Source organism: Arthrobacter yangruifuii (assembly GCF_009192775.1).
In the GTDB taxonomy this organism is placed as follows: domain Bacteria; phylum Actinomycetota; class Actinomycetes; order Actinomycetales; family Micrococcaceae; genus Arthrobacter_B; species Arthrobacter_B yangruifuii.
Genome location: NZ_VTFX01000006.1, coordinates 22293 through 46605 on the forward strand (window position 1 = coordinate 22293; position 24313 = coordinate 46605).

The 24313-nt window shown below is 61.5% G+C and carries 18 protein-coding genes and 2 pseudogenes; 11 read left to right on the forward strand and 9 right to left on the reverse strand.

Annotated features, from left to right (window positions below):
• Window positions 1-27: 27 nt before the first annotated feature.
• A complete protein-coding gene (locus tag GD627_RS16610) occupies window positions 28-591 on the reverse strand; it encodes a MarR family winged helix-turn-helix transcriptional regulator (protein ID WP_152273139.1) in 564 nt (187 codons plus the stop codon).
• A gap of 300 nt (window positions 592-891) precedes the next feature.
• Here GD627_RS16610 and GD627_RS14600 point away from each other — a divergent pair, with 300 nt between their 5' ends.
• The 5 genes from GD627_RS14600 (at window position 892) to poxB (ending at window position 7493) form a co-directional block, all read left to right on the forward strand.
• Entirely contained in the window at window positions 892-1587 is a 696-nt protein-coding gene (locus GD627_RS14600; RefSeq protein ID WP_210250515.1) for an ABC transporter ATP-binding protein, read from the forward strand.
• 2 nt (window positions 1588-1589) lie between these two features.
• The gene (locus tag GD627_RS14605; protein ID WP_152273140.1) at window positions 1590-2432 is read left to right on the forward strand and encodes an ABC transporter permease; all 843 of its coding nucleotides are present in this window, start codon (window positions 1590-1592) and stop codon (window positions 2430-2432) included.
• 27 nt (window positions 2433-2459) lie between these two features.
• Window positions 2460-3587 carry an ABC transporter substrate-binding protein gene (locus GD627_RS14610; protein WP_152273141.1) on the forward strand — a complete coding sequence of 376 codons (1128 nt, stop codon included), beginning with the start codon at window positions 2460-2462 and terminating at the stop codon, window positions 3585-3587.
• Window positions 3588-3601: 14 nt separating this feature from the next.
• Complete coding sequence (locus GD627_RS14615; protein WP_152273142.1) at window positions 3602-4675, forward strand: amidohydrolase family protein; 1074 nt, start codon at window positions 3602-3604, stop codon at window positions 4673-4675.
• A gap of 1099 nt (window positions 4676-5774) precedes the next feature.
• Window positions 5775-7493 carry a ubiquinone-dependent pyruvate dehydrogenase gene (gene poxB, locus GD627_RS14620; protein WP_152273143.1) on the forward strand — a complete coding sequence of 573 codons (1719 nt, stop codon included), beginning with the start codon at window positions 5775-5777 and terminating at the stop codon, window positions 7491-7493.
• A 199-nt stretch (window positions 7494-7692) separates the two neighbouring features.
• On the opposite strand, the gene GD627_RS14625 is transcribed toward poxB, so the two are convergent.
• The 6 genes from GD627_RS14625 to GD627_RS14650 all read right to left on the reverse strand — a co-directional run bounded on the left by GD627_RS14625 (window position 7693) and on the right by GD627_RS14650 (window position 17658).
• On the reverse strand, window positions 7693-10584 hold the full coding sequence (locus GD627_RS14625) for an FAD-binding and (Fe-S)-binding domain-containing protein (protein ID WP_152273144.1): 2892 nt from the start codon (window positions 10582-10584) through the stop codon (window positions 7693-7695).
• Between the two features lie 121 nt (window positions 10585-10705).
• Window positions 10706-11851 (reverse strand): Glu/Leu/Phe/Val family dehydrogenase, encoded by a 1146-nt coding sequence (locus GD627_RS14630; protein WP_246165543.1) that lies wholly within the window; start codon window positions 11849-11851, stop codon window positions 10706-10708.
• A gap of 170 nt (window positions 11852-12021) precedes the next feature.
• On the reverse strand, window positions 12022-13551 hold the full coding sequence (gene amaB / locus GD627_RS14635; RefSeq protein WP_152273145.1) for an L-piperidine-6-carboxylate dehydrogenase: 1530 nt from the start codon (window positions 13549-13551) through the stop codon (window positions 12022-12024).
• Window positions 13552-13606: 55 nt separating this feature from the next.
• Window positions 13607-15025, reverse strand: a complete 1419-nt coding sequence (gene hglS, locus GD627_RS14640) for a 2-oxoadipate dioxygenase/decarboxylase (RefSeq protein ID WP_152273146.1) — start codon at window positions 15023-15025, stop codon at window positions 13607-13609.
• Between the two features lie 39 nt (window positions 15026-15064).
• Window positions 15065-16255, reverse strand: coding sequence for an NAD(P)/FAD-dependent oxidoreductase (locus tag GD627_RS14645; protein WP_246165544.1), 1191 nt, complete (start codon window positions 16253-16255; stop codon window positions 15065-15067).
• Window positions 16256-16989: 734 nt separating this feature from the next.
• Window positions 16990-17658 (reverse strand): GntR family transcriptional regulator, encoded by a 669-nt coding sequence (locus GD627_RS14650; protein WP_152273148.1) that lies wholly within the window; start codon window positions 17656-17658, stop codon window positions 16990-16992.
• Between the two features lie 278 nt (window positions 17659-17936).
• Between GD627_RS14650 and GD627_RS14655 the strand changes: the two genes are divergently transcribed.
• The 6 genes from GD627_RS14655 to GD627_RS14680 are packed head-to-tail and all read left to right on the forward strand — an operon-like array spanning window position 17937 to window position 23186.
• The gene (locus GD627_RS14655; protein ID WP_152273149.1) at window positions 17937-18785 is read left to right on the forward strand and encodes a substrate-binding periplasmic protein; all 849 of its coding nucleotides are present in this window, start codon (window positions 17937-17939) and stop codon (window positions 18783-18785) included.
• 23 nt (window positions 18786-18808) lie between these two features.
• Entirely contained in the window at window positions 18809-19834 is a 1026-nt protein-coding gene (locus tag GD627_RS14660; protein WP_152273150.1) for an ornithine cyclodeaminase family protein, read from the forward strand.
• A gap of 29 nt (window positions 19835-19863) precedes the next feature.
• Complete coding sequence (locus tag GD627_RS14665; RefSeq protein ID WP_152273151.1) at window positions 19864-20637, forward strand: amino acid ABC transporter ATP-binding protein; 774 nt, start codon at window positions 19864-19866, stop codon at window positions 20635-20637.
• A gap of 5 nt (window positions 20638-20642) precedes the next feature.
• Window positions 20643-21281: an amino acid ABC transporter permease gene (locus tag GD627_RS14670; RefSeq protein ID WP_194266072.1), complete on the forward strand. Its 639-nt coding sequence runs from the start codon at window positions 20643-20645 to the stop codon at window positions 21279-21281.
• The gene (locus tag GD627_RS14675; protein WP_194266073.1) at window positions 21278-21934 is read left to right on the forward strand and encodes an amino acid ABC transporter permease; all 657 of its coding nucleotides are present in this window, start codon (window positions 21278-21280) and stop codon (window positions 21932-21934) included. The genes GD627_RS14670 and GD627_RS14675 overlap by 4 nt, the downstream gene beginning before the upstream one ends.
• 7 nt (window positions 21935-21941) lie before the next feature.
• Window positions 21942-23186, forward strand: a complete 1245-nt coding sequence (locus GD627_RS14680) for an NAD(P)/FAD-dependent oxidoreductase (RefSeq protein ID WP_152273153.1) — start codon at window positions 21942-21944, stop codon at window positions 23184-23186.
• 340 nt (window positions 23187-23526) lie between these two features.
• Here GD627_RS14680 and GD627_RS14685 read toward each other — a convergent pair.
• Together GD627_RS14685 and GD627_RS14690 are read right to left on the reverse strand one after the other, a co-directional pair.
• Window positions 23527-24044 (reverse strand): annotated as a pseudogene (locus GD627_RS14685) (SCO1664 family protein); the annotation flags it as partial.
• Window positions 24044-24238: pseudogene (locus tag GD627_RS14690) on the reverse strand (DUF3090 family protein); the annotation flags it as partial. The pseudogenes GD627_RS14690 and GD627_RS14685, both read right to left, overlap by 1 nt.
• Between the last annotated feature and the right edge of the window lie 75 nt (window positions 24239-24313).

Consider the following 24313-nt stretch of genomic DNA (forward strand, 5'->3'; position numbering starts at 1 on the left):
GTTATGAACTGTGCTATCCCGTTCCCGCTATGCGGTTTCCCGAGCCTGGCCCACTTCATGGATGAGCTCCTGGTCAAACTCTCTCAGGTTCTGCAGATTGTCGGTGGCACGGCCGAGATAGCCCATGAACTCCGCGGTTTCGGCGTCGCTGAACCCCTTTAGGAGCTCTTGGAGCCGCCGTCTGGACAAGGGTACGATCTGCCTCTGAATGCTCACGCCGACATTCGTCAGGTACAGACGCTTCGCGCCGACCTCCCGTTCAATAATGATGAGTTTGTTTTTCTCGAGAGAGCTTACGGTTCGGGAGATGACACCCTTGTCTAGGCCTAGGGCAGTGGCGATCTCAGTGGCGACCGCTCCTGGCCTTGCGGCCAAGGTGTTCATTACTCGCCATTCGTTGATGCGCACGCCGAACTTTTGGAAGTAAACACGGCTTCCTCCATACATAAACGAGTTCGCAATGGAGGTTATGAGCGACGGGGCGTATGCGGCTCGGACGATTGCATCAGTTAAGGGTTCTCGCTGCACAGTTGTTGCTCCTCCTGGGGGAAGGGCAGAGGAAGCCCTTTGGTCACAAGCCGACTCGGCCATCTAATTCTCCTCACTTAATTACCTGTTAAGAACATCTTGCGCTACGAGAGTTGACAGAGCAAGATGTGACATGCCGCACAACTTGCTATATCAACTGCTTGAACTTGTGGGGAGTTTCAGCTCCGCGCCCGTGGAGCTGAATAGGAATATTGTCATGGTCGAGGGGTACCGGTGAAAGCCAATATGGGGATACCAGGGGAGCGCACAGCCACGGAGGACGTGGCTCCTATTGTCCGACTAAACAGGGTTACAAAAACATTCGTTGCCAAACGGGGCACAGCAGTCACTGCTCTGAAGGGTGTGGATCTATCCATTCAATCTGGGGAGGTTGTGACACTTGTTGGTCCCAGTGGCTGCGGAAAGACCACGCTGCTCAAGGTCCTTGCTGGACTCATAAAGCCGAGCGAAGGATCTTTGACGCTGGCCGGTGAACAGCATCTGGGGCCCAGTCGAAAGATCGGCGTGGTCTATCAGCAGCCGCTTCTTCTTCCTTGGAAATCTGTGTTGGATAACGTACTGATTCCCATCAAGGTTCAAAAGCGCGATCCACGAGCGTTCCAGAAGGTCGCGGAAGACCTTCTGGAAACGATGGGGCTCTCAGACTTTGCCCAAAGCTACCCGCACCAGCTCTCAGGCGGCATGCAGCAACGCGTCGGTATCGCCAGGGCTTTGGTTCAAGACCCCGAAATTCTCCTCATGGACGAGCCCTTCGGCGCCTTGGACGCGATGACCCGGGACCAGCTGACCATGGAACTGCTGAGGGTTCAAAGTGAGTTCCGGAAGACCCTCATTTTCGTGACCCACAGCATCGTCGAGTCGGTCCTACTGGCCGACCGCGTGGCCGTTATGACCCCTCGTCCAGGGAAGATCAGCGATGTAATCGACGTAAATCTATCCCGCCCGAGAACTCTTGGCGTAGTCAATACCCCCGAGTTCGGTGCGTATGCAGCCAAAGTAAGGCAAGTACTCGAGGACAATAACCCCGAGGAGGGCTAAATATGTCCAGCACCATTCGTAATGTTTCTTCCCCGCTTGCCCCCGCGGGACGCGAAACCGTAAGGCAGCGCTTCCTGAGCAACGGCGGACCGTTCATCGTTCTCGTTGTTACTCTGCTCCTGGTTTGGGAAGTTTCGGTATGGATGCTCCGTGTTCCCGAATATATTTTGCCTGCCCCGACAAAAATTGCCGTCTCCCTTGTGTCCGGTTTCTCTAACGGTACATTTATCCCGCATACATGGACGACCTTGCAGGAGGTACTTCTTGGGTTTGCCGGTGCAATTTTGGCTGCCCTCATCGTGGCCGCCGGCGTCACGAGATGGACGTGGGCAGAAAAAAGCGTCCTGCCCTTGGTGGTAGCCCTTCAGACGGTACCAAAGGTTGCGTTGGCACCGCTCTTGCTTACCTGGTTTGGGTTCGGAATGACATCGAAAATTGTTACGACAGCACTGCTGGCGTTCTTTCCGCTGCTAATCAACGTCATCACCGGCCTGCAATCCGCAGACAAAGATCGGGTTGAGATGTTCAAAGCAATGGGAGCATCCGAATGGCAGATCTTCACTATGTTGCGACTGCCGAATGCCCTGCCGTACTTCTTTGCAGGTTTGAAGATTGCCGTCACCTTCAGCATCATTGGCGCCATTGTGGCCGAATTTGTCGGCGCCCAGTCAGGCCTTGGTTACCTTATCCAGGCCTCGTCGACGTCACTCGACGTCTCCACGACCTTTGCGGTGCTGGTCATCCTTTCGACTATCGGAATGATTATGTCCACTGCCGTCAGTTGGCTCAGCACCAAAGTCGTTTTCTGGCAGGGCAAAGGCCTCGATGCAATTTCCGGGCAGTAACCATCGCACCAAGCAAAGGAACGCACCGTGAGAAAAACCAGTCACACACACGTATCCAATCGAAAAAGCTTCAAAACGGCAATTCTGGCCCTGGCCGGCGCGTTGGCTTTGAGCGCATGCAGCGGATCGGCCACATCTGCCGGTGGAAACCCGGGAAGCGGAGGAGAACTCCAAAAGGTTAAGTTCATTGTGACCCAGGCTGCGTGGAGCCCCAGCTATGCACCCTTGGCTGCTGCTAAGCAGTTGGGGTACTTCGAAGCTGAAGGGTACGACGTTGAATTCATCAACCTTGCCGGCGGGACAACAACAGCCACGCAGTTGGAGCAAGGAGTCGCGGACATCGCCGTCATGTCACCCGAGCCCGTCGTAATCGGTCGCTCTCAAGGCAGCTTCGACGCGGAGTATTTTGCCCTCATGATGCGCAGATCCCACTTCGGCGTGGCTATCCCAAGCGGATCCACGGTGAGTTCGGCTCAAGGCCTGGCTGGTAAGAAGATTGGCGTCGTCAGCTTGGCCAGTGCCGGCGTCCAGATCGCCAAGGGCGTTGCCGCAGAAGCTGGCATCGATCCCAATACTCTCCAGTTCATCGAGATAGGTGCCGGTGCTCAGGCAATAGCAGCAGTCCGGCAAGGAACCGTCGACGCACTGTCGATGTACGACTCGCAGTATCAGGTCATGCGGAACAACGACCTTGACGTGCAGGAGCTCGAATCTGAGTTTGTTAACGGCCTCAATGCCGGCGGCTTGGCGGCATTGCCGGAGAAGATTGATGCTGACCCTGACATGTACATCGGAGTCGCCCGGGCAATTTTCAAGGGCATCCACTACTGCGACACGGACCCGGAAGGCTGTGTCCGGCACCTCTGGGACATGGAACCTTCCACGAAGGCCAACAATTTGCCCGAAGACCAGGCTCTCGCGAACGACGTAAGCGTTCTCAAAGTCCGCATGGAGGGAAGTTACGTGCTGGAGGACGGAGAAGACCAGTGGGGTGCGTTCCCGGATGGAACGTGGCAGCGCTTTGTCCAATATATGAAGGACTCAGAACAGGTCAAGGCTGACGTCGATCCTCAAAGCCTTTATACGGATCAACTCATCTCACAGATCAATGATTTCGACCGGGCCGCGGTCGAAGCTGATGCCCAGGATAACTAAGACCAGGAGCAAAAATGACTGACGTTCAGAATACCTTCGAGGCACCCAAGACCCTCGCATTCAGCAGTGACTACAAGCGTATCGCGGTCGAGGAAGCATGGGCGCCCCAACAACTACTCGATCTCTATCGCACCGAGCTCGCAGCAGGAAACATCACTGATCCGGGATTCAAAAGCCTGTGGGGCTACTATTTGGGCGATAGTCAACGAGCATCACTGTTGGCCGAGCGCATTGTCGAAGCCGGTCCAAACCGTATCGCAGCAATGGACGCCGCCGGCGTAGACGTCCAGATTTTGTCCCTAACCTGCCCAGGAGTCCAAATCCTGAAAGCAGACATTGCGAAGCCAATGGCAGAGGACGCCAACGACATCTTAAAACAAACCGTTGAGGCCAACCCGGACCGTTTTTACGGTCTCACCGCCATCGCTCCGCAGGACCCCGAGCATGCCGCACAGGAGATCCGTCGAGGCCACGACAAGCTTGGCTTCAAGGGAGTAATCATTAACTCTCACACGCAAGGTGAGTATCTGGACGATAAAAAGTTCTGGCCGATATTCGAGGCGGCCGAAAGTCTGGACACACCCATCTATCTGCACCCAAACACCCCATCGGCCCAGATGATTCAGCCTTACGTCGAGGCTGGTCTGGACGGCGCCATATTCGGCTTCTCAGCCGAGACAGGATTGCACCTGCTGCGCATCATCACTAGCGGGGTATTCGATCGATTCCCCAACCTGAAGATTGTCGTCGGGCATCTCGGTGAAGCCCTTCCGTACTGGATGTGGCGCATCGACTTTATGCACGATACAGCGGTGAGGACCAAACGATACGACGCGATCAAACCACTCAAGATGCGCCCAAGCGATTACCTCAAACGCAACATTTGGTACACCTCCAGCGGTATGCCATGGGCACCTGCGCTAGACTTCGTCCGCAACGTTGTGGGCAAGGAAAGGGTCATGTTCGCATGGGATTACCCTTACCAGTGGAGCCCCAAGGAAGTTGCTGACACTGACGCTATTGCATGGCCCTTGGTAGACAAGAAGGAATTCTTCCAGGGGACGGCTGCGCAGGTCTTTCGCCTCTGAAGAGGCGGGCACACTCCACTTACCCATCTAATCAAAAATGATGGGTAGGGTCGCACATGTAGGTGAGCTAGTTACTAGTCCATTCAGTACGGCCGAAGTTCTTGTGCGAGTAAGTGTTGTTCGTCCAAGTTTCTGTCTAGATGTGAGAACTAAGGATGCTATATACACGCGACGCGGCAGAGTGACAAAAAGACCTCCGGGTGAGGTTGTACTTTTCGAGAGCACACCAACCCGGAGGTCTTCCTTTTCCTCGTGCTAATGCCACCCGCACGCCGCGTGTCCGGCTGAACTCGCTGCGCTTCCGTCGACCGGTCACAAGCGCAAAGAAGCCCAGGGAATCTATCCTCCGGCTAAGCCTCGACGTGGCCACCGTAGCTCGTGACATTGAGTCACTGGCAGCCAGCGCCGAGGATGATCCTGGCGGGACTTCGTTGTGCTGGGGGCAGTCGATCGCCCACCGTCGCAGCGAGGTTTTCTGCCCGCACCGTGCATCTACCTGCGAGCCTCGATCGCCTTCTCTCATTGGTCATTACCGATGACGCGGGGCTCCACCAGGTCATCAACACCCGCCGCTCCCCCGAAACAACCACTTTAGAGGTGTCAGAAACTAGGCCAACCCACAAGATTCCTCCGACGTAACCCGCACTGCTTCATTTACTCCGCCCTCAAAAGCGTACAGCGATGGATCCGCTTGCGGACAGCAGAAGGGCGGCATCAATGGAGCACTAAACCTAAACCGGCACCGGGACGCCGAGTTCAGTCGACGTGGTAGTCATCGAGTGTTCCCCATCATCGTCTTTCCATGCGATCCGGAGAATACTCTCGCCACCACCGAAGGTATAGAAGGTATTTACGTGCCGTGTTTGCCCATGATGGATGACTGTTGGCTCTTCGGAATTACTCAGATGCATCGATGTAGGCTGTCCGGTCGATGAAAATGTCGCTCCTAGCCCAGCCTGGTCACGGGTACGGCGGCGGGGTGAAGAGGCAATGACGCGACCCATTGACCAAGCACGCACTCCCCCCCCACCTCTGGCACAGCCCGATCCCGCCGCCTAGACTGACGGGGCCGTCTGAACGCATCAAACAGAGGAGCAGCATGCCCACGATCGCCGAGACCGTTGTCCACAACCTCGCCGCCAACGGGATCCAGCGGATCTGGGGAGTTCCCGGTGACTCCCTGAACGCGGTGACCGAGGCCATCCGCCGGGAGAAGGGCATCGAGTGGATGCTGACCCGGCATGAGGAGGAGGCCGCGTTCGCCGCCGCCGGGGAGGCGGCGCTGACGGGTGAGCTCGCGGTGTGCGCGGGCAGCTGCGGGCCCGGCAACATGCACCTGATCAACGGGCTCTACGACGCGCACCGCAGCCGGGTTCCCGTGCTCGCGATCGCCTCTCACATCCCGAGCGACGAGATCGGCAGCCAGTACTTCCAGGAGACCCGGCCCACCGAACTGTTCCGTGACTGCACGGTCTTCTGCGAGATGGTCCTGAGCGCCGACCAGATGCCGCGGCTGCTGGAAATCGCCATGCGGACGGCCATCGAAAAGCGGGGCGTCGCCGTGCTCATAATGGCAGGCGACACCGCGCTGGAAGACGCCGCGGACGAGCGCGTCTTCACGGTCCGCCGCACCGACCCGGTCACCGTGCCCTCCCCGGCAGAGCTGCAGGAGGCCGCCACCACGCTGAACTCCTGCGAAAAGGTCACCATCCTGGCGGGCGCCGGCGTCGAGGGGGCACGCGAGGAGGTCCTCGCCCTCGCCGACGCCCTGGGTGCGCCGATTGTGCATGCCCTCCGCGGCAAGGAATTCATCGAACACGACAATCCGTTCGACGTCGGCATGACCGGGCTCCTGGGCTTCGCATCCGGCTACCGGGCGATGGAGGACTGCGACGCCCTGTTGATGCTCGGCACCGACTTCCCGTACCAGCAGTTCTACCCGAAGCACGCGAAGATCCTGCAGGTCGACATCCGCGGCGAACAGCTCGGCCGCCGCGTGCCGCTTACCCAGGGCCTGGTCGGCGGAGTGCGCGAGACGGCGGCCGCGCTGCTTCCCCTGCTCGAGCGGAAGTCCATCCGCACCCACCTCGAGAAGTCGCTGGACCACTACCGCCGCACCCGCGCGCAGCTCGATGGCCTGCAGAAGCAGGGTCCGGGCGCCATCCACCCGCAGCACCTCGCCCACCTGATCGACGAGCTCGCCGCCGACGACGCGGTCTTCCTGCCCGACGTCGGCACTCCCGTCATCTGGGCGTCCCGGCACCTGCACATCGGCGCGCGACGGCGGCTGATCGGTTCCTTCTGGCACGGCACCATGGCGGCGGCCACCCCGCTGGGCCTGGGTGCCCAGGCGGTGGACCGCAACCGGCAGGTGGTGGTCCTGGCCGGCGACGGCGGCCTGGCGATGATGCTCGGCGAGCTGCTGACGGCGGTGCAGCACAATCTGCCGATCAAGATCGTGGTGTTCGACAACGCGGCGCTCAGCTTCGTGGAGGTGGAGATGAAGGCGGCGGGCATCGTCAACTTCGGCACCGGACTGGAGAACCCGGACTTCGGCAAGGTGGCGCAGGCGGTGGGGATGCACGGCGAGAGCGTGACGCGTCCGGAGGACCTCGAGGGCGCCCTGCGCCGGGCGTTCGCGTACGACGGACCGGCGCTTGTCTCCGTTGCGGTGGAGCGGCAGGAGCTGTCCATGCCGCCGAAGATCGACGCGAAGCAGGCCACGGGCTTTGCGGTCTACGCGATGCGCACGGTGCTCGCCGGGAACGGCCGCGAGCTCATCGACCTGGCAAAGGCTAACGCGCGCCAGCTGCTCTGAGGGTTGCATTTGCTTGGGCTGATGCGGCCCTTCGCCGCACGGCTCTGAACAGCTTCGACCTGCGCAAGTCGTTCGGCTTCATCACCATGCAGGGGCAACGACGGGCGCATCACTGCGGATTGATACCCCGGACGAGTCCATTAGCCCCGTCGTCGCGTTCTCCTGTTCTAAACCACAGTTATGCAGCGCATCCGGGCGTTCACATGGACCTGCCGATCGGGTCATTAATTTTCGGGCGTGCATCCGGCTTAAGGGCGTCTGCGATCACCTGGACCAGATGCCGCGCGTCGAGCCCGGCGAGATCAGCTACCTGGGTGCGGCAGCTGAAACCATCGGCCAAAATGGTGCGGTCCGGGGCCAAGGCGGCTTTACGAAGAATGCCTTCCTGCGCAATTTTGGCCGAAATCTCGTAGTGTCCCTGCTCCATGCCGAAATTCCCGGCGAGGCCGCAGCAGCCGCTGGAAACCTCGACGTCGCAGCCCATGTCTGAGAGCAGAGCCAGATCTTCCTGATAACCCATGACTGAGTGGTGGTGGCAGTGCGGCTGAACCAACAGTCTTTCCGATGTGGGTGGCGGGGTCCAATCAATGGAACGGAGGAACTCGGCCACGGTTTTTGTCGCTTGGGACACCTCGGCTGATCGTGGGTCGTCGGGCAGCAGCTCCACTAAGTCTGACCGCAAAACGGCAGTGCACGAGGGTTCCAGTCCTACGACGGTCCTGCCCGCCGCGACATGCGGGTACAGGATGTCCATGGTCTTAGTCAGCTTGACCTTGGCCGCGGTTAGTTGGCCCGTGGTGATTAGCGTCAGTCCGCAACAAGCTCCCGGGCTGGCAAGTTGTACATCGCAGCCGGCCGCACGGAGCACCTCCAATGCCGCAAATGCGACATTGGGGCTCATAGCGTCGGAAAACGAATCCACCCACAGCAAGACAGGATGGCCCCCCACGAGTCCCATCGCAGGCCCTTGAGGAATATTCTGTACACGCCTCTCCACCGCTATCCGCGGTTTTTCGTGAGTCGACGTGGCCTGCGCCCGGAAGGGCCTGGTGGGGAACGCCGGAAGGCTGCGGCGCGGGTCCGCACCAGCGATCCGCATCATCATCCGACGCACCGCGCCGACCTTGGCAACCGCGTTGATCAGCGGTCCGAATGGTCCGACCAGCCGCAGCCACTGCGGCAATCTTCCAAAGGTGTAATGCGTCAGAGGCCGGAGCTTGCCCTTATAGGTTTGGTGCAACGCCTCAGACTTGAACATTGCCATATCGATGCCGGTGGGGCAGTCGTTCGCGCACGCTTTACAGCTCAGGCACAGGTCCAAGGCATCGTGGACCTCGGGGGAGGACCAGCCCAAGGTCACGATCCCTCCGTTGAGCATCTCCTGCAACACACGCGCCCGCCCCCGGGTGGAATGCTCCTCGTCTCGAGTCGCTTGGAAGGATGGGCACATAAAGCCACCCTGCTCGCTTAGGTCCGCGCGGCACTTACCAACGCCGACACAGCGGTGTAACGAGTCGGTGACATTGCCGGCATCGTGGGTGAACGCGAATCCATCGCTCGCGTGCAGTTCCACCGCGTGTGGCCGGCGCAAAGAGGCGTCCATTGGTTCCGCGTCCACCACCACGCCCGGGTTAAGCACATTGTGCGGATCGAACAGCGCCTTGAAACCGGAGAACGCTGCGATAGCTTGGGACGAATACATGGTGGGCAACAGCTCGCTGCGGGCTCGCCCGTCTCCGTGTTCGCCTGACAGCGAGCCGCCATAACGGGCCACGAGATCCGCTGCTGCTTCAAGGAAGGAACGCATGGCTGCGCCGTCTTGGCCCAGCGGAAAATCGATTCGCAGGTGTACGCAGCCGTCACCGAAGTGTCCGTAGGCCAAGCCTGAGAGCTGGCGTGCATCCATAAGCGCCGTGAGGTCACGTAAGTAATTGCCAAGATGCTCGGGCGGGACGGCGGAGTCCTCCCAACCAGGCCAAGCCTGAGCGCCGGTGGCGGTGCGGCCGGCCAACCCAGCGCCGTCGGCGCGAATTTGCCACAGCCTGGTGGCCTCGCGACCAGAAGGCAGCACGACAGCTTCCAAGGCGCCCGCGTCCACTACCATCGCTTGTGCCGCAGCGAGGGCCTCTGCGTCCGTGGCCCCGCCTACCTCCACCATCAACCATCCTCCCCCCGCGGGCAAGGCCGGCATGGACTCGCCGCTCGACGAACGACGCACGACTTCTACGAGTGCCGCGTCCAGACCTTCAAGGGCGAGCGGCCGGTGCCTCAGCAGAGCTGGGACGGCGTCGGCCGCGCTGGCCATGTCCGGGTATCCAAGTACCGCTAAGGCCGGGGCGGCGGAACGCGGGACTAGGTCCAGCTCCGCCTCCAGTATGATCCCGCAGGTACCCTCGGTTCCGGTGAGTGCGGCGGCTAGGTTGCGGCCGTTTTCCGGCAGCAGATGCTCCAAGCTGTAACCGGAGATCTGCCGGCCGAACCGGCCGAACTCGGTGCGGATGGTCCCAAGGTTGGCGAGCATGAATTGTTCCAGTCCTGGAACAGCGTCCATAGAGTCGCGGCCGACACCGAGATCCAGGACTTCCCCGGTACCAGTCAGCCAGCGTAGCCGGCGCACATTGTCTGCGGTCCGGCCGTAGGCAAGCCCATGAGGTCCACAGGCGTTGTTGCCGATCATCCCGCCGAGCGTGCAGCGCGTCGAGGTGGAGGGATCCGGTCCAAAGCGCAGCCCGTACACCGCTGCTGCAGCCTGCAGATCAGCGAGCACGACACCAGGTTGCACGATGGCGGTGCGCGCCTCCGGATTGATCGACACGATCCGATTCAGATACCGGCTTACATCCAGTACCAAGCCGGGCCCGACTGCATTTCCGGCACAGGAGGTACCGCCTCCCCGGACTGTGACGGGCAGCCCATACCGCGCAGCGATACGCACGGCGGAGACGGCATCCTGTTCCGTGCGCGGCATCGCAACCACTTGCGGGGGGACCCTGTAGTTGGAAGCGTCGCTCGTGTATTGAGCCAGCCGTACGGGACTGGCATCAACCTCGCCCTCCAGCGCTGCGCTAAGCTCGCTGACGATGGCGTCCATGTCTGGCCGCCGAGCAGGCCACGCAGGATTGCCGCTTGCTTTCGGTCGACCGTCACCGGAGGACGTGGCTTCCCCACTGCTCGTCACTTTTTGACTCCTTCTGCCAACGTGGATGCGTGGTTCAAGCGTTCACTGGTAGCGGCTTGCCGCGTAGCTGCATAGCTTGCTTAACTCGTTCCTGGGCCAAAGATCGAGCGGCGTCGTGGCTGGTTCCGCCGCGACGTTGGGTCTCTTCCAACACCTGTATGGTGTTCGCCCGCAACTTCGTCGAGACTGCCTCGAAGATCTGTCCCGTTTCCGGTCGAAAAGCGGAGTGCCGGGCATCCATGGCGAACGCGGCGGAGACAACGCCGCCGGCGTTGGCAATGAAGTCCGGGATTACGGTGACCCCTGCGGCGCGCAGCACAGCCTGGGCCTCCACAGTTGTGGGCAGGTTGGCACCCTCGACGAGCAGCCGTCCCTTTATGTTTCCGGCATTGGAGACATCGATGACGTCCTGCAAAGCAGCGGGCACCACGATATCCGCGTCGACGAACAACTCGGTTCCGGATTCGATCTTCAACTCCGGTAGCGCGCTGACGAACGCATCGCCGAGCTCCCGACGCAGCCCTAGCAGCGTAGGGATGTCCAAGCCATTCGGGTCGTGCAACGCCCCGGCGGCGGTAGACACGGATACCACCTGATAGCCCAAGGCATGCAGCCGCTCGGCAGCTGCATGCCCAACGGCTCCGAATCCCTGCAGGGCAACGCGACGTCCAGCCAAAGCGGTGGTCGCGACAGCCTGGTCAACGGCTTCGGCCACCCCGTACCCGGTGATCCCAAGCTGGTCGTAAGGGATCCCGCCAAGCTCATACGGCGTGCCGACGGCGGCACCGCGGGTCCCGAGCTCGTCATTGATGATGGCAGCATCGTTCTCCGTCAGACCCATGTCGAGCCCAAAGACATACTCCTCCGGGACCTCGTTGCGTAGGCGACGGACGAAAGCTCTTAGGATCTCTTCCTTGTAGGGAGAGACAGGGTCTGCCTGGATGCCTGCCTTGGCGCCTCCGTAGAAGAGATCCACGCTGGCCCACTTCCATGTCATCACGCGGGCCAGGCGGGCTATCTCATCCACGGACACTGTGGGCTGCATCCGTGTGCCTCCCTTACCGATGCCACGGGCGGTATTGTCAATGACCAGAACACCTTTCATGCCCGTCTTCGCATCGCTCACGGCGACGATCTTTTCCGGTCCCCACTCGTCCATCAGGTCGAACACATTATTCACGCTGGTTACTCCTTGATAGCACTGGCATACTCGTTGCGTTGCTCAGGTGGCCTGCAGACCAGCGGTGGTAGAGGTAAGACGGCGCGCCAGCCAGCTTAGGGGCGCACCGTCTGCCACCTGAAGACGGAGCCTCTTGGCCTCCAGACCGTTGAGATGGCGGACCCGGATCGCTAGATGAACTTCACGCCTTGGGCGAGAGGCAGCTGGCCGGAGTAGTTCACGGTGTTAGTGGCCTGACGCATGTAAGCTTTCCAGGAATCCGAGCCAGACTCGCGTCCACCGCCGGTCTCCTTCTCACCACCGAACGCACCACCAATCTCGGCGCCGGAGGTACCGATGTTGACATTGGCGATGCCGCAATCGGAGCCGGAGGCGGAGATGAATCGCTCGGCTTCGGCCTGATCCTGGGTAAAGATCGCCGAGGACAGCCCCTGCGGGACGGCGTTGTGCGTCGCGATCGCTTCGTCAAGATCCGTGTACGTCATGACGTAGAGGATGGGAGCGAACGTCTCATTGTGGACCACGGCGCTCTGTTCCGACATCCGCACGATTGCTGGCTCGACGTAATAGGCCTCAGGGAATTCGTCCGTCAGCACACGGTTTCCGCCGGTGAGCACCGTGCCGCCCTGAGCCTGAGCGTCGGCCAGCGCCTGCTGCATAGCCTCGTAGCTGCCCTCGTTGATCAACGGACCGACGAGATTCTCTTCCTTCAGCGGGGTACCGATGCTTAGCGTGCCGTAGGCCGTGACGAGTTTCTCGGTGAGCTGGTCGACGACGGATTCATGAACGATAAGCCGTCGCATTGAGGTGCAGCGCTGCCCTGCAGTGCCGACGGCGGCGAACACGATTCCGCGCAGTGCCAGATCCAAATCGGCGCTGGGGGTGATGACGGCGGCGTTGTTGCCGCCCAGTTCCAAGATCACGCGTCCGAAGCGTTCAGCGACCTGCGGAGCGATCTCGCGGCCCATGCGCACCGAGCCGGTGGCGGAGACAAGAGCAACGCGAGGGTCCTTGACGAGCCTTTGTCCGCCTGCGCGGTCGGTGACCACGAGCCGGTGAATGTCCTTCGGGGCACCGGATTCAGCGACCGCGCGGGCCAGCAGGGCATCCGCAGCCAGCGCGGAGAGGAACGTGATGCCAGAAGGCTTCCAGACCACGGTGTCTCCGGCAATCAAGGCCAGCGCGGTGTTCCAGGAGTACACGGCGACCGGGAAATTGAATGCTGAGATGATGCCGACAACGCCCAGGGGGTGCCAGGTCTCCATCAAGCGATGTCCGGGGCGCTCGGAGGGCATGGTCTTGCCATACAACATGCGGGACTGTCCGACAGCGAAGTCGCAGATATCAATCATCTCCTGTACCTCGCCGAGTGCCTCGGAGGTGATTTTGCCGGCTTCGGCTTGCACGATGTTCGCTAGGTCCTGTTTGTGCTCAGTGAGTAACTCCCCCCAGCGCTTGACGACGTTGCCGCGCAACGGAGCAGGAACGTCCCGCCAGGTCTTAAACGCCTCAGCGGCTGCGGCGATTGCCGCATCCACATCCTCATTCGTGGCAGTACGCAGTCCGGCGAGGCGTTCGCCGGTGAGCGGGGAAAAAGCGTCGTGGTCGGTCCCGTAGGCGGACTCCGTGACACCACAGGCGGTGAGGGAGGCGCGGACGCTGGAGGCGAGTTCCGTGATTTCGGTCTGGGTCAACGGCATTTGGTGCTCCTTGTTTCGAATACGGTTAGTCGGAGGTTCGTCCGGTCGATTCGGACTAGTGGGAGGAGATCGCTGCCGAGGCAGGGGAAATCTCGACGCCGAGGTCCTTGGCGAGTTCTGTCACGGAGACGTCCTGCTGGGCCTGATAGAGGTTATTGGGGTCTAGTACTTCACGGCCGATGATGCGGCTCATCCGATCAATGTCATACGCGGTGGCTTGTTCGGCGTCGTTCTTCGTTCCCCCGTCGGTGAGGTTGGACTGGAAGATTCCAGCCGCAGAGCGCGGCAGAAAGTCCTCGTAAACGATCGGTTCGGGGACAGCGGCTCCGGAGACGATCAGTTCCGTTAGGGTGATGGGTCCGGCCGGGCGCCCGGCAATGACCTCGGGATGTGGTTTGAAGGTGAAGTAGGCCAAACCCTGGGCGGCGAGTTCCGCTTCGGTGTTCGGAAGATTCTCCTCCCACACAGTTCGGGCAACATCTTGCCGTACCACGTCCGCGTCGGCGGCAAGTCGGGCGTCAACTTCGGCGACCATGCGATCGTACACATCCCGGCCTGCCGGGGTGAGTGCGATGCCGCGCGCTTCGACCTCACCGAAACGTACCCGCAGCTCTCCAGGCCTCACGGAGCCGTCAGAATGGCGAAACATCCGTTTTTCTCCGAGAGCCTTGAAAGAGGTCTGGCGGAGCAACACGTCGGGTCCGTCCCAACGCGGCGGGCCCTGAATCTCGTCGATCATAGTGATGCCCAGGGCCTCCATGCCGGCGTACAGCGCATCGATGTCCAATACTCGGGGGGTGAGGTGGTTGATGTGGGTAGTTGTGACGCCGCCGATGTCCGAGGCCACCGCGGAGATCGCCTCGAGCCGGCGGTACCAGTCGTAGTCCACCGGTTCGGCGGACAGCTCGAACGCTCTCGTGGCGAGCTCCAGGAGTCGCTTCGCTTCCGCGTCCGGGAGCCCCCCCGCGGCGGCCGCGCGATCGGCGAGTTCCAGAAGCTCGGGGCCAAAGAGCTCTCGGCGGTTGAAGAAGTCATCGAGTTCCCGCTGCAGCTGCGCGTCGAAGAATCGCGGGTCTTCTACGGCGAGCATCGAGGTGAAAACCCGAAACGGATTTTTGGCTAGCTCGTCGGCGTCGATGGGGCGGAAGGCTGTGGATACGACCGGCACGGCGGAGGACGCCGCGTCTCGCAGGTCGTAAAAGCCCACCGGGTGCATGCCGAAGGCCGCAAAGACTCGAGCCACTTGGGACAGTTCCCGCTCGGAGCCCACGCGGATAGCACCGTGCCGCTCAGCGGTGACGCGGCTGATGCTGCCCAACCGCTCAGCGTCCGCGCCGTGCTGGCGCAGGTGCTCCTGGTTCACCTTTGTAGAAACCTCTACCAAGGTGTTGTAGGCCGGTACCTCAGTGCCGTACATGGTTGAGAGGCTTCGGGCGAACGCGGCCCGCAATTCCCACAGGCTCTGGAAACTCATGGATTAGTCCTTTCAGGGGGCGTGTGACTTTGGCGGTGTTCAGATGATGTGGACTTCGCGGACCAGCGCCGCGTCATTGTTGAAACGCTCGGCGGAGAACGTGGAAAGGTCGATGAACCCATCCCGGCCCAGATATAGATCGCGAACCAGTTCCCCGACGGCGGGCCCCTGGAGGAAACCGTGGCCGGAAAACCCCGTGGCGTAGAAGAACCCGGAGACTTCCTCGGACGCACCGATGAGTGCGTTGTGGTCCGGCGTGTTCTCATACAGCCCCGCCCAGCCGAACTCGAGGTCCGGTTCAGCGAGGGACGGGGCGCAGATCCGGGCGGCTGCGGAGAACTCAGCGACCCATCCGTAGGTGAAGTCCCGCTCGAAACCGGGGGATTGCTGGTTGGAGACACCTAGGAGCATGCCATTGCGGTAGTTGTGGAAGTACATGGTGGTCGAGAGATCCAAGGTGAACGGGACGTCCGGGTACGGCATGGGCTGCTGCCGCGTCATACCGATCTGGCGGCGCACTGGGGTGACGGGCAGTTCGACGCCGACCATCTGGCCCACGTGCCGTGACCATGCGCCGGCTGCGCAGACCACCGCATCGGTATGGATGGTGCCACGGTTGGTGGTCACGGACTGGATGGCTCCGGCGGCGGTCTCCACCGAGAGCACCTCGGTGTAGGTCAGGAACACGACCCCCGCTGCCTTTGCAGCATGTGCGTAGGCCTCTACGGCCTTGGCTGGCTCAGCGAAGCCGTCATCCGGTGAGTACGAGGCCGCCTGCAGTACGGCGGGGTTCAGGAACGGATTGATAGCTGCTGCCTCAGCGGGGGAGATCATCCGACTGTTGCTGCCGAAGTGGTTCTGAACGATCACGCTGGCTTCGCAGTCAGCAACCTCAGCAACGCTGCGGCAGAGAAAAAGATAACCGACCCGTCGCAGTCCGATGTCCACGCCGAAGCGTTGGCCGAAGCGGCCGTAGGCGTCCAGACTGCGTTTGCCCAGCGCAACGTTCGCGGGGTCCGAAAAAGTGGCACGGACACCGCCCAGCGGTTTAGCGGAAGAACCAGTGCCGAGGCCGGAACGCTCGATCACCACGATGTTGCGCACACCGGCCTCAGCCAGGTGAAAGGCGGCGCTGACACCCATGATGCCACCACCGACGATGACGACATCGGCGTCTTTCGGCTGGGCAGTGCCGTCGGGAAGGGCGAGGGAAACCACCTGGTTCGCCAAGGCGGACCTCCTATGTGATGACAACATGCGTGAATGATCATCGGTAATGGGTTATATACAAGCAGCCTAAGCGCAATGTGATCTAGGTCAAGTTAAATTTCATGAGCAAAAGCTCTAAGCACTCCTAAATGGACGGTCATGCCGGGGATTTCACCTCCGCAAACACTGTCTGAGGGGCAGGAGCAGGCAGAAAAGTTAGGCGGCACCGCGGGCCATGGGATGAAATTCGCATGCCGACCACCCAGCAGATGGGAGGCCACGCGAGGCAGGGCATCGGTTATTCGTCAGGAGCGGGTCGCTGGACCCATAGGGCATCAAGTTGTCATACCCCTGAGTGACGGGCGCGGCGTCGAGTCTGTCTCTCTGCTGAGTGCGGTGCCGCATTTGGTGGACGGTAGACCTGTGGCAAGTGATGCGCCGGCCTCGGGTCGCTGCGTCGTGGTTCCAGGCAGCGGTGTGACACTGCGCTTCGTGGTCATTGGCGGCGCAGATTGGCTCTTCCCGCATGGTCGGCCGGGGCTGGGTGCGGCAGCGAGTATGGGGCTTGCGACGAACTCTTTAGAAGTGGAGTACGGCACCGGTCCCGCGTTAGCCATCGAATCGGCATGGGTTGGCTTCGGCTTGAGAGATGCTGCAGGTGGGGCCTTCCTCCCTACGCGCCGGACCCATTCCGCCGTCACCCGGCGGTCGGCAGCGTGGGGTGGTTTCGGCACTGAGGTGCACCGAGAGCGAGGCTACGGCCTGGCATAATCCAGATGCTGGACCATCAGGGCGTGGAGGTGCTCGGTGTCACCGGCCACGAGCGCCTCCACGATCGGCAGGTGTTCTTCGGCGCTCTGCCGCAGAACTCCACGTTCTGCCAGACGGTAGGAGCCACGAACCCGGCTCTTATCTCGGAGGTTTTCGACGATGTCATTGAGCCGGCGATTGCGGAGGAGCCCAACTATTCCCATATGGAATGCCTGATCAGCATCGAGGTATTCCGGCAGGCGGTCAGGCTGGGCAGCTTCGACTGTCGCCTGGGCTAGATGCCGGACAGTTTCCTGCTGCTCGTGCGTCAGCCCCTTGCCCGCAACCTTCATGACGGCGGGGACTTCGATCATCATGCGCAGATCGTAGACCTCCTGCCGGTCCGCGTCGCTCATCTCCACCACCCGGAAACCGCGATTTCTTACCACTTCCAGGAGACCCTTCACCGCGAGTTCCATCATCGCCTCGCGTACCGGGCTATTCGAGACGCCGAGTTGAGTGGCGAGGGAGTTGGCCGAATAGATTTGCCCGGGCTTCATTTCCCCCGACAACAGGGCAGAGCGCACGACGCCGAGTGCCTCATCCTTTAGCGTCCCCCTCCGGAGCCGCAAGGCGTGGACGCCGACTATTTCCCTCACATTGCTCTCCTGCATGGGCATGCTCCTTCTCAGCGAGATTACATTTCACAATAGGCCAGCGTTCAGAGCCATTGCATGATCGTCCGTGTTCCGCTCCTGCCCCGTGTGCCCGGATGATGTCCGCGGGAACGCTACATGACCTGTCAACAACTACTTTTGAATCGCCTCAAGGAACCATGGGTGCCCTTGACAGAATCCCATCGACTCTTGACAGGAACCGATTCCACCCTAAGAGTAATCGACAACCGGTTACAGATCACTTGCTCCCCCGAGTTCCTACCGAAGGATGATCCATGACATACCGTTCAGTTCTCGCTATAGGTGCTTCCGCTACTTTCGCCGCTCTGGCGTTGAGTTCGTGCAGCGGACAGACGAACGCCACCTCCGTGGCCGATGACTGTGTCCCGCAGAGTGAGGTCAAGACTCTTCAGGAAGGCGTCCTAACCGTAGCTGCCCCCGAGTTTCCTCCGTTCTCGTCGATATCCGATGGGGAGGCGACTGGAGCGGACGCCGACATTATCAAGCAGTTCGCGGAAGACAACTGTCTTGAGATCCGGATGGAACCTACGTCCTATGCAGGCACCATCCCCGCCGTACAGAGCAAACGCGCAGACGTCGCCATCGGCTGTTACTACCGCACTGCGCAGCGTGCGGAGATTGTGGACCTTTCCGCTCCCGTCTACACGGATGACATGGGTGTGGTCTCCACCGACGGCGTCACCTCGATCCGCGCCATGGAGCAGCTTAAAGTCGGCACTGTGGATGGGTACCTATGGGTGGCCGATATGAAGGCGGTCCTCGGCGATAAGCTGACCGTTTATCCGAGCGCCGTGGAAATGCAGGCGGACCTCAAGGCAGGTCGCATCCAGGTCGGTCTCGACGGGTTCGGCTCTGCAGCCCAAATGTATAAGGACAGCCCCGACTACAAGGTCCTTGTGGTGGAGCCTGACGAACGGGTGGTTGCCTCCACTGAGCCGGCGCAGATCGGCTTCCCGCATACCAAGGGCAACACCAGCCTGACCCAGGCTCTGGACGCCAGTATCGAGTCCATGAAAGCCGATGACAAGATCGTTGAGATCCTCACTGCCAACGGCCTGCCGGAGACAGCCGCGGAGACCGGCGAGCCCCGGCTCATCAAGTAATGCCGGGCGGAAGGGATACCGCTATGAATGAGGTGGACGCCAAGGGGGAGCGTACCCGAACTGTGTTCATTGACGGCGAGGAAATCCGCGCAGTCCTGTCTCCCGCCGGCGCGCTCGAGGCGCTCGAAGAGACCCTGCGAGCCGGATTCGATCCCGAGCAGGATGCTCCCCGTACTCGGGTAGATACAACAACCGGGCAATTTTTGCAGATGCCTTCGGCTTGGAACGGCGCGGTCGGCACGAAGCTGTTGACGATCACCCCGGGCAACGCCAATCTCGGCGCACCGGTCATCCAGGGCCTGTACGCCCTCTTTGGCGGACCGGTCAAGGCGCCGCTAGCGGTGCTCGACGGGATCGAATTGACTAATCTGCGGACATCCGCGGTGTCAGCGCTCGGCGCCCGTCTGTTGTTGGGTGCTCGGGGCCAGGACCATGCAGACGCCCCGGCAGCGGATGGTGGTCTGCACTTGGTGCTGTTCGGCACCGGCGTCCAGGCGTGGCAGCACATCCTGACGTTCCACAACGTTTTCACCCTCGGCAGGGTAACGGTGGTGGGGCGCAATCCCACCGCCGCGGCCAGACTGGCGGCACAGGCCCGTAGCAAGCTGGGTTTGCCGACTTCCGTGGGGGACGCTTCTGCCGTGGTAGGTGCGGATCTTGTGGTGTGTTGCACAGCTGCCCGGCAGCCACTTTTCGACGGGGCGCTGGTGCCGGACTCTGGGGTCGTCATTGCCATCGGATCTCACTCCCAAACGAGCCGCGAACTGGACGACACACTGATGGCGCGCGCGGCAGTAATCGTTGAATCTCGAGACTCGGCTTTGCGAGAGGCCGGCGAGGTGGTGCAGGCCCTGAAATCCGGCGCCATCTCCGGCCCGGAGGAGCTCCACACGCTGGCAGAAGTCGTGTCGGGCGGATGGGGGCGCCAGACCGGACGTCCAGCAGTTTTCAAGACCACGGGGATGCCGTGGGAGGATCTGGCCGTCGCCCGAGCCGTTGTCGCCGCCCGCCTATCCATTCCCGCGAACGGCCTGAATCCCGGCTGCTGAGGCGGCCCGCTCCCGAAGGATTGCACACCATGGTACAACCAGCATCCACCACTACCGAGAATGTCATCCAGGTGCGTCACTTGGCTAAGTCCTACGGGGATACTGTCGTTCTCCGCGACGTATCGCTGGCGGTACCGGAAGGATCCGTCACAGCGATGATCGGCCCCAGCGGAGCCGGCAAGAGCACCGTGCTGCGCTGTATGAACCTCCTTGAGAAGCCTGACAGCGGGGAGATCGAAATCGACGGCCATGCCATCAACGCCGGGGAAAAAATCTCGCCAAAGAACCTTGCCGCGCTGCGCCGCAGTGCCGGCATGGTGTTCCAACATTTCAATCTCTTTCCGCACATGACCGTGCTGCGCAACATCAGTCTTCCCCAGGAACGCGTGCTCGGCCGCAACAAGGACGAGGCCAACACCAAGTCCATGGAGCTGCTGACCCGCATGGGCCTGGCCGACAAGGCGGACCATTACCCGGCGCGCTGCTCGGGCGGACAGCAGCAGCGCATCGCGATCGCCCGGGCTCTAGCTCTCGGTCCGCGTGTGATGCTCTTCGACGAGCCCACGTCCGCGCTGGACCCTGAGGTCGGCGTTGAAGTTCTGGAGGTCATGAAGGAGCTTGCATCCGAGGGCATGACCATGGTGGTGGTCACACATGAGATGGGCTTCGCAGCCAACGTCTCGGATGAGCTGGTGGTTATGGCTGATGGGGGGATTATCGAATCCGGTGACCCGCACCAGATAATGAGCGATCCGCAGCATGAGCGGACCCGTCGCTTCCTGCGCGCTGTGCTGGAGCGATGATCGGCATGCAGATGTTGCACGCCGTTGCACTGGGCCTACCGTTGACGATCCTCGTTACTGTGCTCTCTCTCGGCCTCGGCACGGTGCTCGCGCTGCCGCTGGTTGCCGGGCTGCGCAGCGGGAACCGTGCCGTCTGGCTGTTCACCCGAGGAATTGTGGATCTGCTGCGCGGTATCCCGCCCGTGGTGTGGCTGTTCATTCTCTACTACGGAGTCTCTCTGGGCGCCTTGCGGATGTCCGCGCTGCAGGCTGCCGTCATCGGGCTCGGTTTGGTGTCTGCTGCATACCTGGCGGAGATTTTTCGTGGGGCCATTGGCTCAGTGCACCAGGGTCAGTGGGAGGCGAGTTCTGCGCTCGGCTTCCGCAGGGGTGCCTTGTGGGCCCGAATTATCGGTCCCCAAGCATGGCGTACCGCCATCCCCGCGTATACAGCCTACGGAATCGGGTTGCTCAAGGACTCCTCGATCGCCTCCACCATTGGCGTTGCGGAGATAGTCTTCTTCTCCAACCAGTACGCACGGCAATCCGGGGAGGGAATTTTCGTCTTCTTCATCGCCGCCGGTGTCTACATCCTCCTCAGCATGCCGCTGGGCATGCTCTCCCGGCACCTTGACACCAAACTGCGGAAGGCGGTCGCCCGATGAAGGGCCTGTTCCCAGACGTCGCCTCAATCCTGCCCACACTGTTCGGCGGTTTGCAGGTCAGTCTGACGCTCACGTTCCTCAGCCTCCTGTTCGGGCTGCCCCTCGGCCTGTTGTTCTCCTTTGGTGTCATCGCCCAGAACAGGGCCTTCCGTTATGTGTCCGTCTTCTTCGTGGAGGTGGGCCGCGGCGCCCCGGCCTTGGTCTTGCTTCAGTTGATGTACTACGGGCTGCCGAATGTTGAAATCACGCTCTCTTCACTGGCTTCTGCCTGCCTGGCACTGGTCTGGACGACGGCTGCATACACCGCTGAACTCATTCGCGGTGGCATTCAAGCGGTGCCCGCTGCCGAGATTGAAGGTTCCGACGCCTTGGGTATGAGCATGCGCGACCGGCTGCGGTTCATTGAGATTCCGCAGGGGCTGCGCATTGCCCTGCCGTCACTCATGGGCTTCGCCGTTCTGCTATTCCAGGCCACATCGCTCGCCTACACCGTGGCCGTGCCGGAGTTGATGAGCCAGGCCTATTCGACCGGCTCCTCCACGTTTAAGTACCTCCCCGCTTTCGTCGCTGCGGGTTTGCTCTATCTGGCTATCTCCGTACCTGCCACGTGGCTTTCAGTGCTCGCTGAGAAGCGCCTCAGCCGTCATCTTTAGGAGAACCATGTCTGGATCAGTATCTCCCCCCAACAGCGTGATCGTGATCGGCGGAGGCATAGTCGGTCTCTCCACGGCGTGGTACCTACAGGAACACGGAATCGAGGTCACCGTCGTAGACCGCGGGCCTGTAGGAGGCGGAGCCAGCTGGGGTAATGCTGGCTGGGTCGTTCCCGGGCTAGTTACTCCGCTGGCCGAGCCCGGCGGCTGGAAGCACGGCGTTGAGGCCTTGTTCCGCAAGGATGCGCCGGTGTCCATTCCGCCGCGCTTCGACCCTGCCTTGTGGCGCTTCCTCGCCAGATTCTCCCGCAATATGACGGCCGGGCGATGGCGCCGTACCGTGGAGTGTCTGCAGCCCTTGGTCGCCCGAGCCCTGGACGCGTTCGGCGAGTTGCATGCCGCAGGCGCGGCCCCAGCCGTTATCGAGGCGCCGTACTCTGTCGGTTTCCGCTCCCCGGCCGCTGCCGACCACTACCGGAACCATCTGGAGGAACTCCGCGGCATGGGGCAACCTGTGGAGTACGTTAACGGCTTCTCCATACCTCAGTTCTCAGCGGAAGTCACGGACTCCTTACGGGTGATGGGGCAGGGTTTCATTGATCCAGGGGCATATGTAGTCAACCTGGCTGCTTCGGTCAAGCAGCGTGGCGGTAGGATCCTGGAGAATTGGCCGATTCACGGTGTCGCAGACACGGGCAGCGGCCTTGGGGTGAGTGTCGTCTCCGCCGACGGAGGCACTGAAGTGGCGGACGCTGTAGTGCTCGCCACGGGTGCCTCCATACCGAGGCTTGGCCGGGCGTGGGGTCTACGGACGCCGCTGCAGCCGGGGCGCGGTTACTCGTTCACCGTGGACTGCGAGCTACCGCTGGATGGACCGCTCTACCTGCCGGCTGAGCGGGTTGTCTTGACGCCCTATGCCGGGGCCGTTCGGGTCGCTGGGACCATGGAGTTTGCGGGATTCGACGACCCGCTGAACACTGCCCGATTGGACTCTGTGGCCGCCGCGGCCAAGCCGATGGTGCGTGGCATCGACTGGTCTACATGGCGCGATTTCTGGGTCGGCCCACGGCCCGTGACCGCCGACGGATTGCCAGTGCTGGGTGCACTCCGTTCTCCTCGGATCTTTGCTAACGGCGGCCACGGTATGTGGGGGATCGTACTGGGACCAGTGAGCGGTCGCCTGCTCGCCGGACTCATAGCCGAGGGCTGCACTCCGATCGATCTGGCCCCCTTCAACCCGCTGCGGCGATAGCAGGCCAGCGGTCGTGGCTCTCTTCGCCGCCCGAGCTTTGCGAACAGCTCATGTCCACGTCGAATTCCATTCATGTAGCAATTGGTGAGACAAACTGATGCTGAAAATCCAGGTGGCGCATTATGCGCTTATTCGAAACCAGCGGGGCAGCGATTCTGTGTGATGTTTTATGGCGCTTTTGCTGATGACCCACTTCTTGGTGGGATGATCGCTATAGTGCGGCCGACCGGGCCGTACGGGGATTTCTGGTGTCGTCTTGATCGGCGACGTAGTCCGCGAATCCCTCTGTCCATATTCCTTAGAACAGAGGTTAGGGCACCGCAGGCATGCCACCGATCGCAACTTCCTCGGCACTCAACGCATCACCGATCCAGCCCCACAGCACCGTCCGCAGCTTGTGTTCCCGGTGGAAGGTCAGGCCGTGGTCCACCCCGTAGCGGTGCCCGCCGGCCATGGCCAGCACGTGGTCGCCCTTGCGGTCGGCGTTGTTCACCAGCACGTCGACACTGCCATCCGCCGCAGCGCCGCGGTGTCCTCGTGAATGAGGGAGACGATCCACCCGTTTTCGTCCTGGCCCTGCAGGACCTCTTTCCACCCGGTGTCCGGCACGTCCTCCTCCGGCACCAGATCTACCGCGTTCTGCTCCGGGTCGGTTTCCTGCCAGAGCTGGACCATGCCTTCACCGAACCGTCCGTCCCGCAGCCAGGTGCGCGGCACGATGTTCCAGCCCAGCCTTTCGGACACCAGATAAGCGGCAACCTCCCGGTGGGCCAGGCAGCCGTCGGGGAAATCCCAGAGCGGCTTCTCGCCGGCGATCGGTTTGTAGACCACGGCGGTGACCAGGTCGGGTGCCGGCATCAGGCCTCGGGGAAGGTGCAGGTGTGCCCGTCGGGGTCGATCGGCTGACCGCAGATCACGCAGATCGGACGCCCGGTGCCCACTACTTCGCGGGTGCGCTTGGCGAAGGCCCGGGCGGTGCCCACGGGCATGCTGACCCGTAGCACCTCGGCGGGGTGGGCGTCGTCGTCCTCCTCAAGGAATCCATCCACGTCCACACTCAGGGTTGGTTTTGGTCAGTTTTCAGTCTGGTCGGCGCACATCAATCAGGTTTGAGGAAACAAGACACG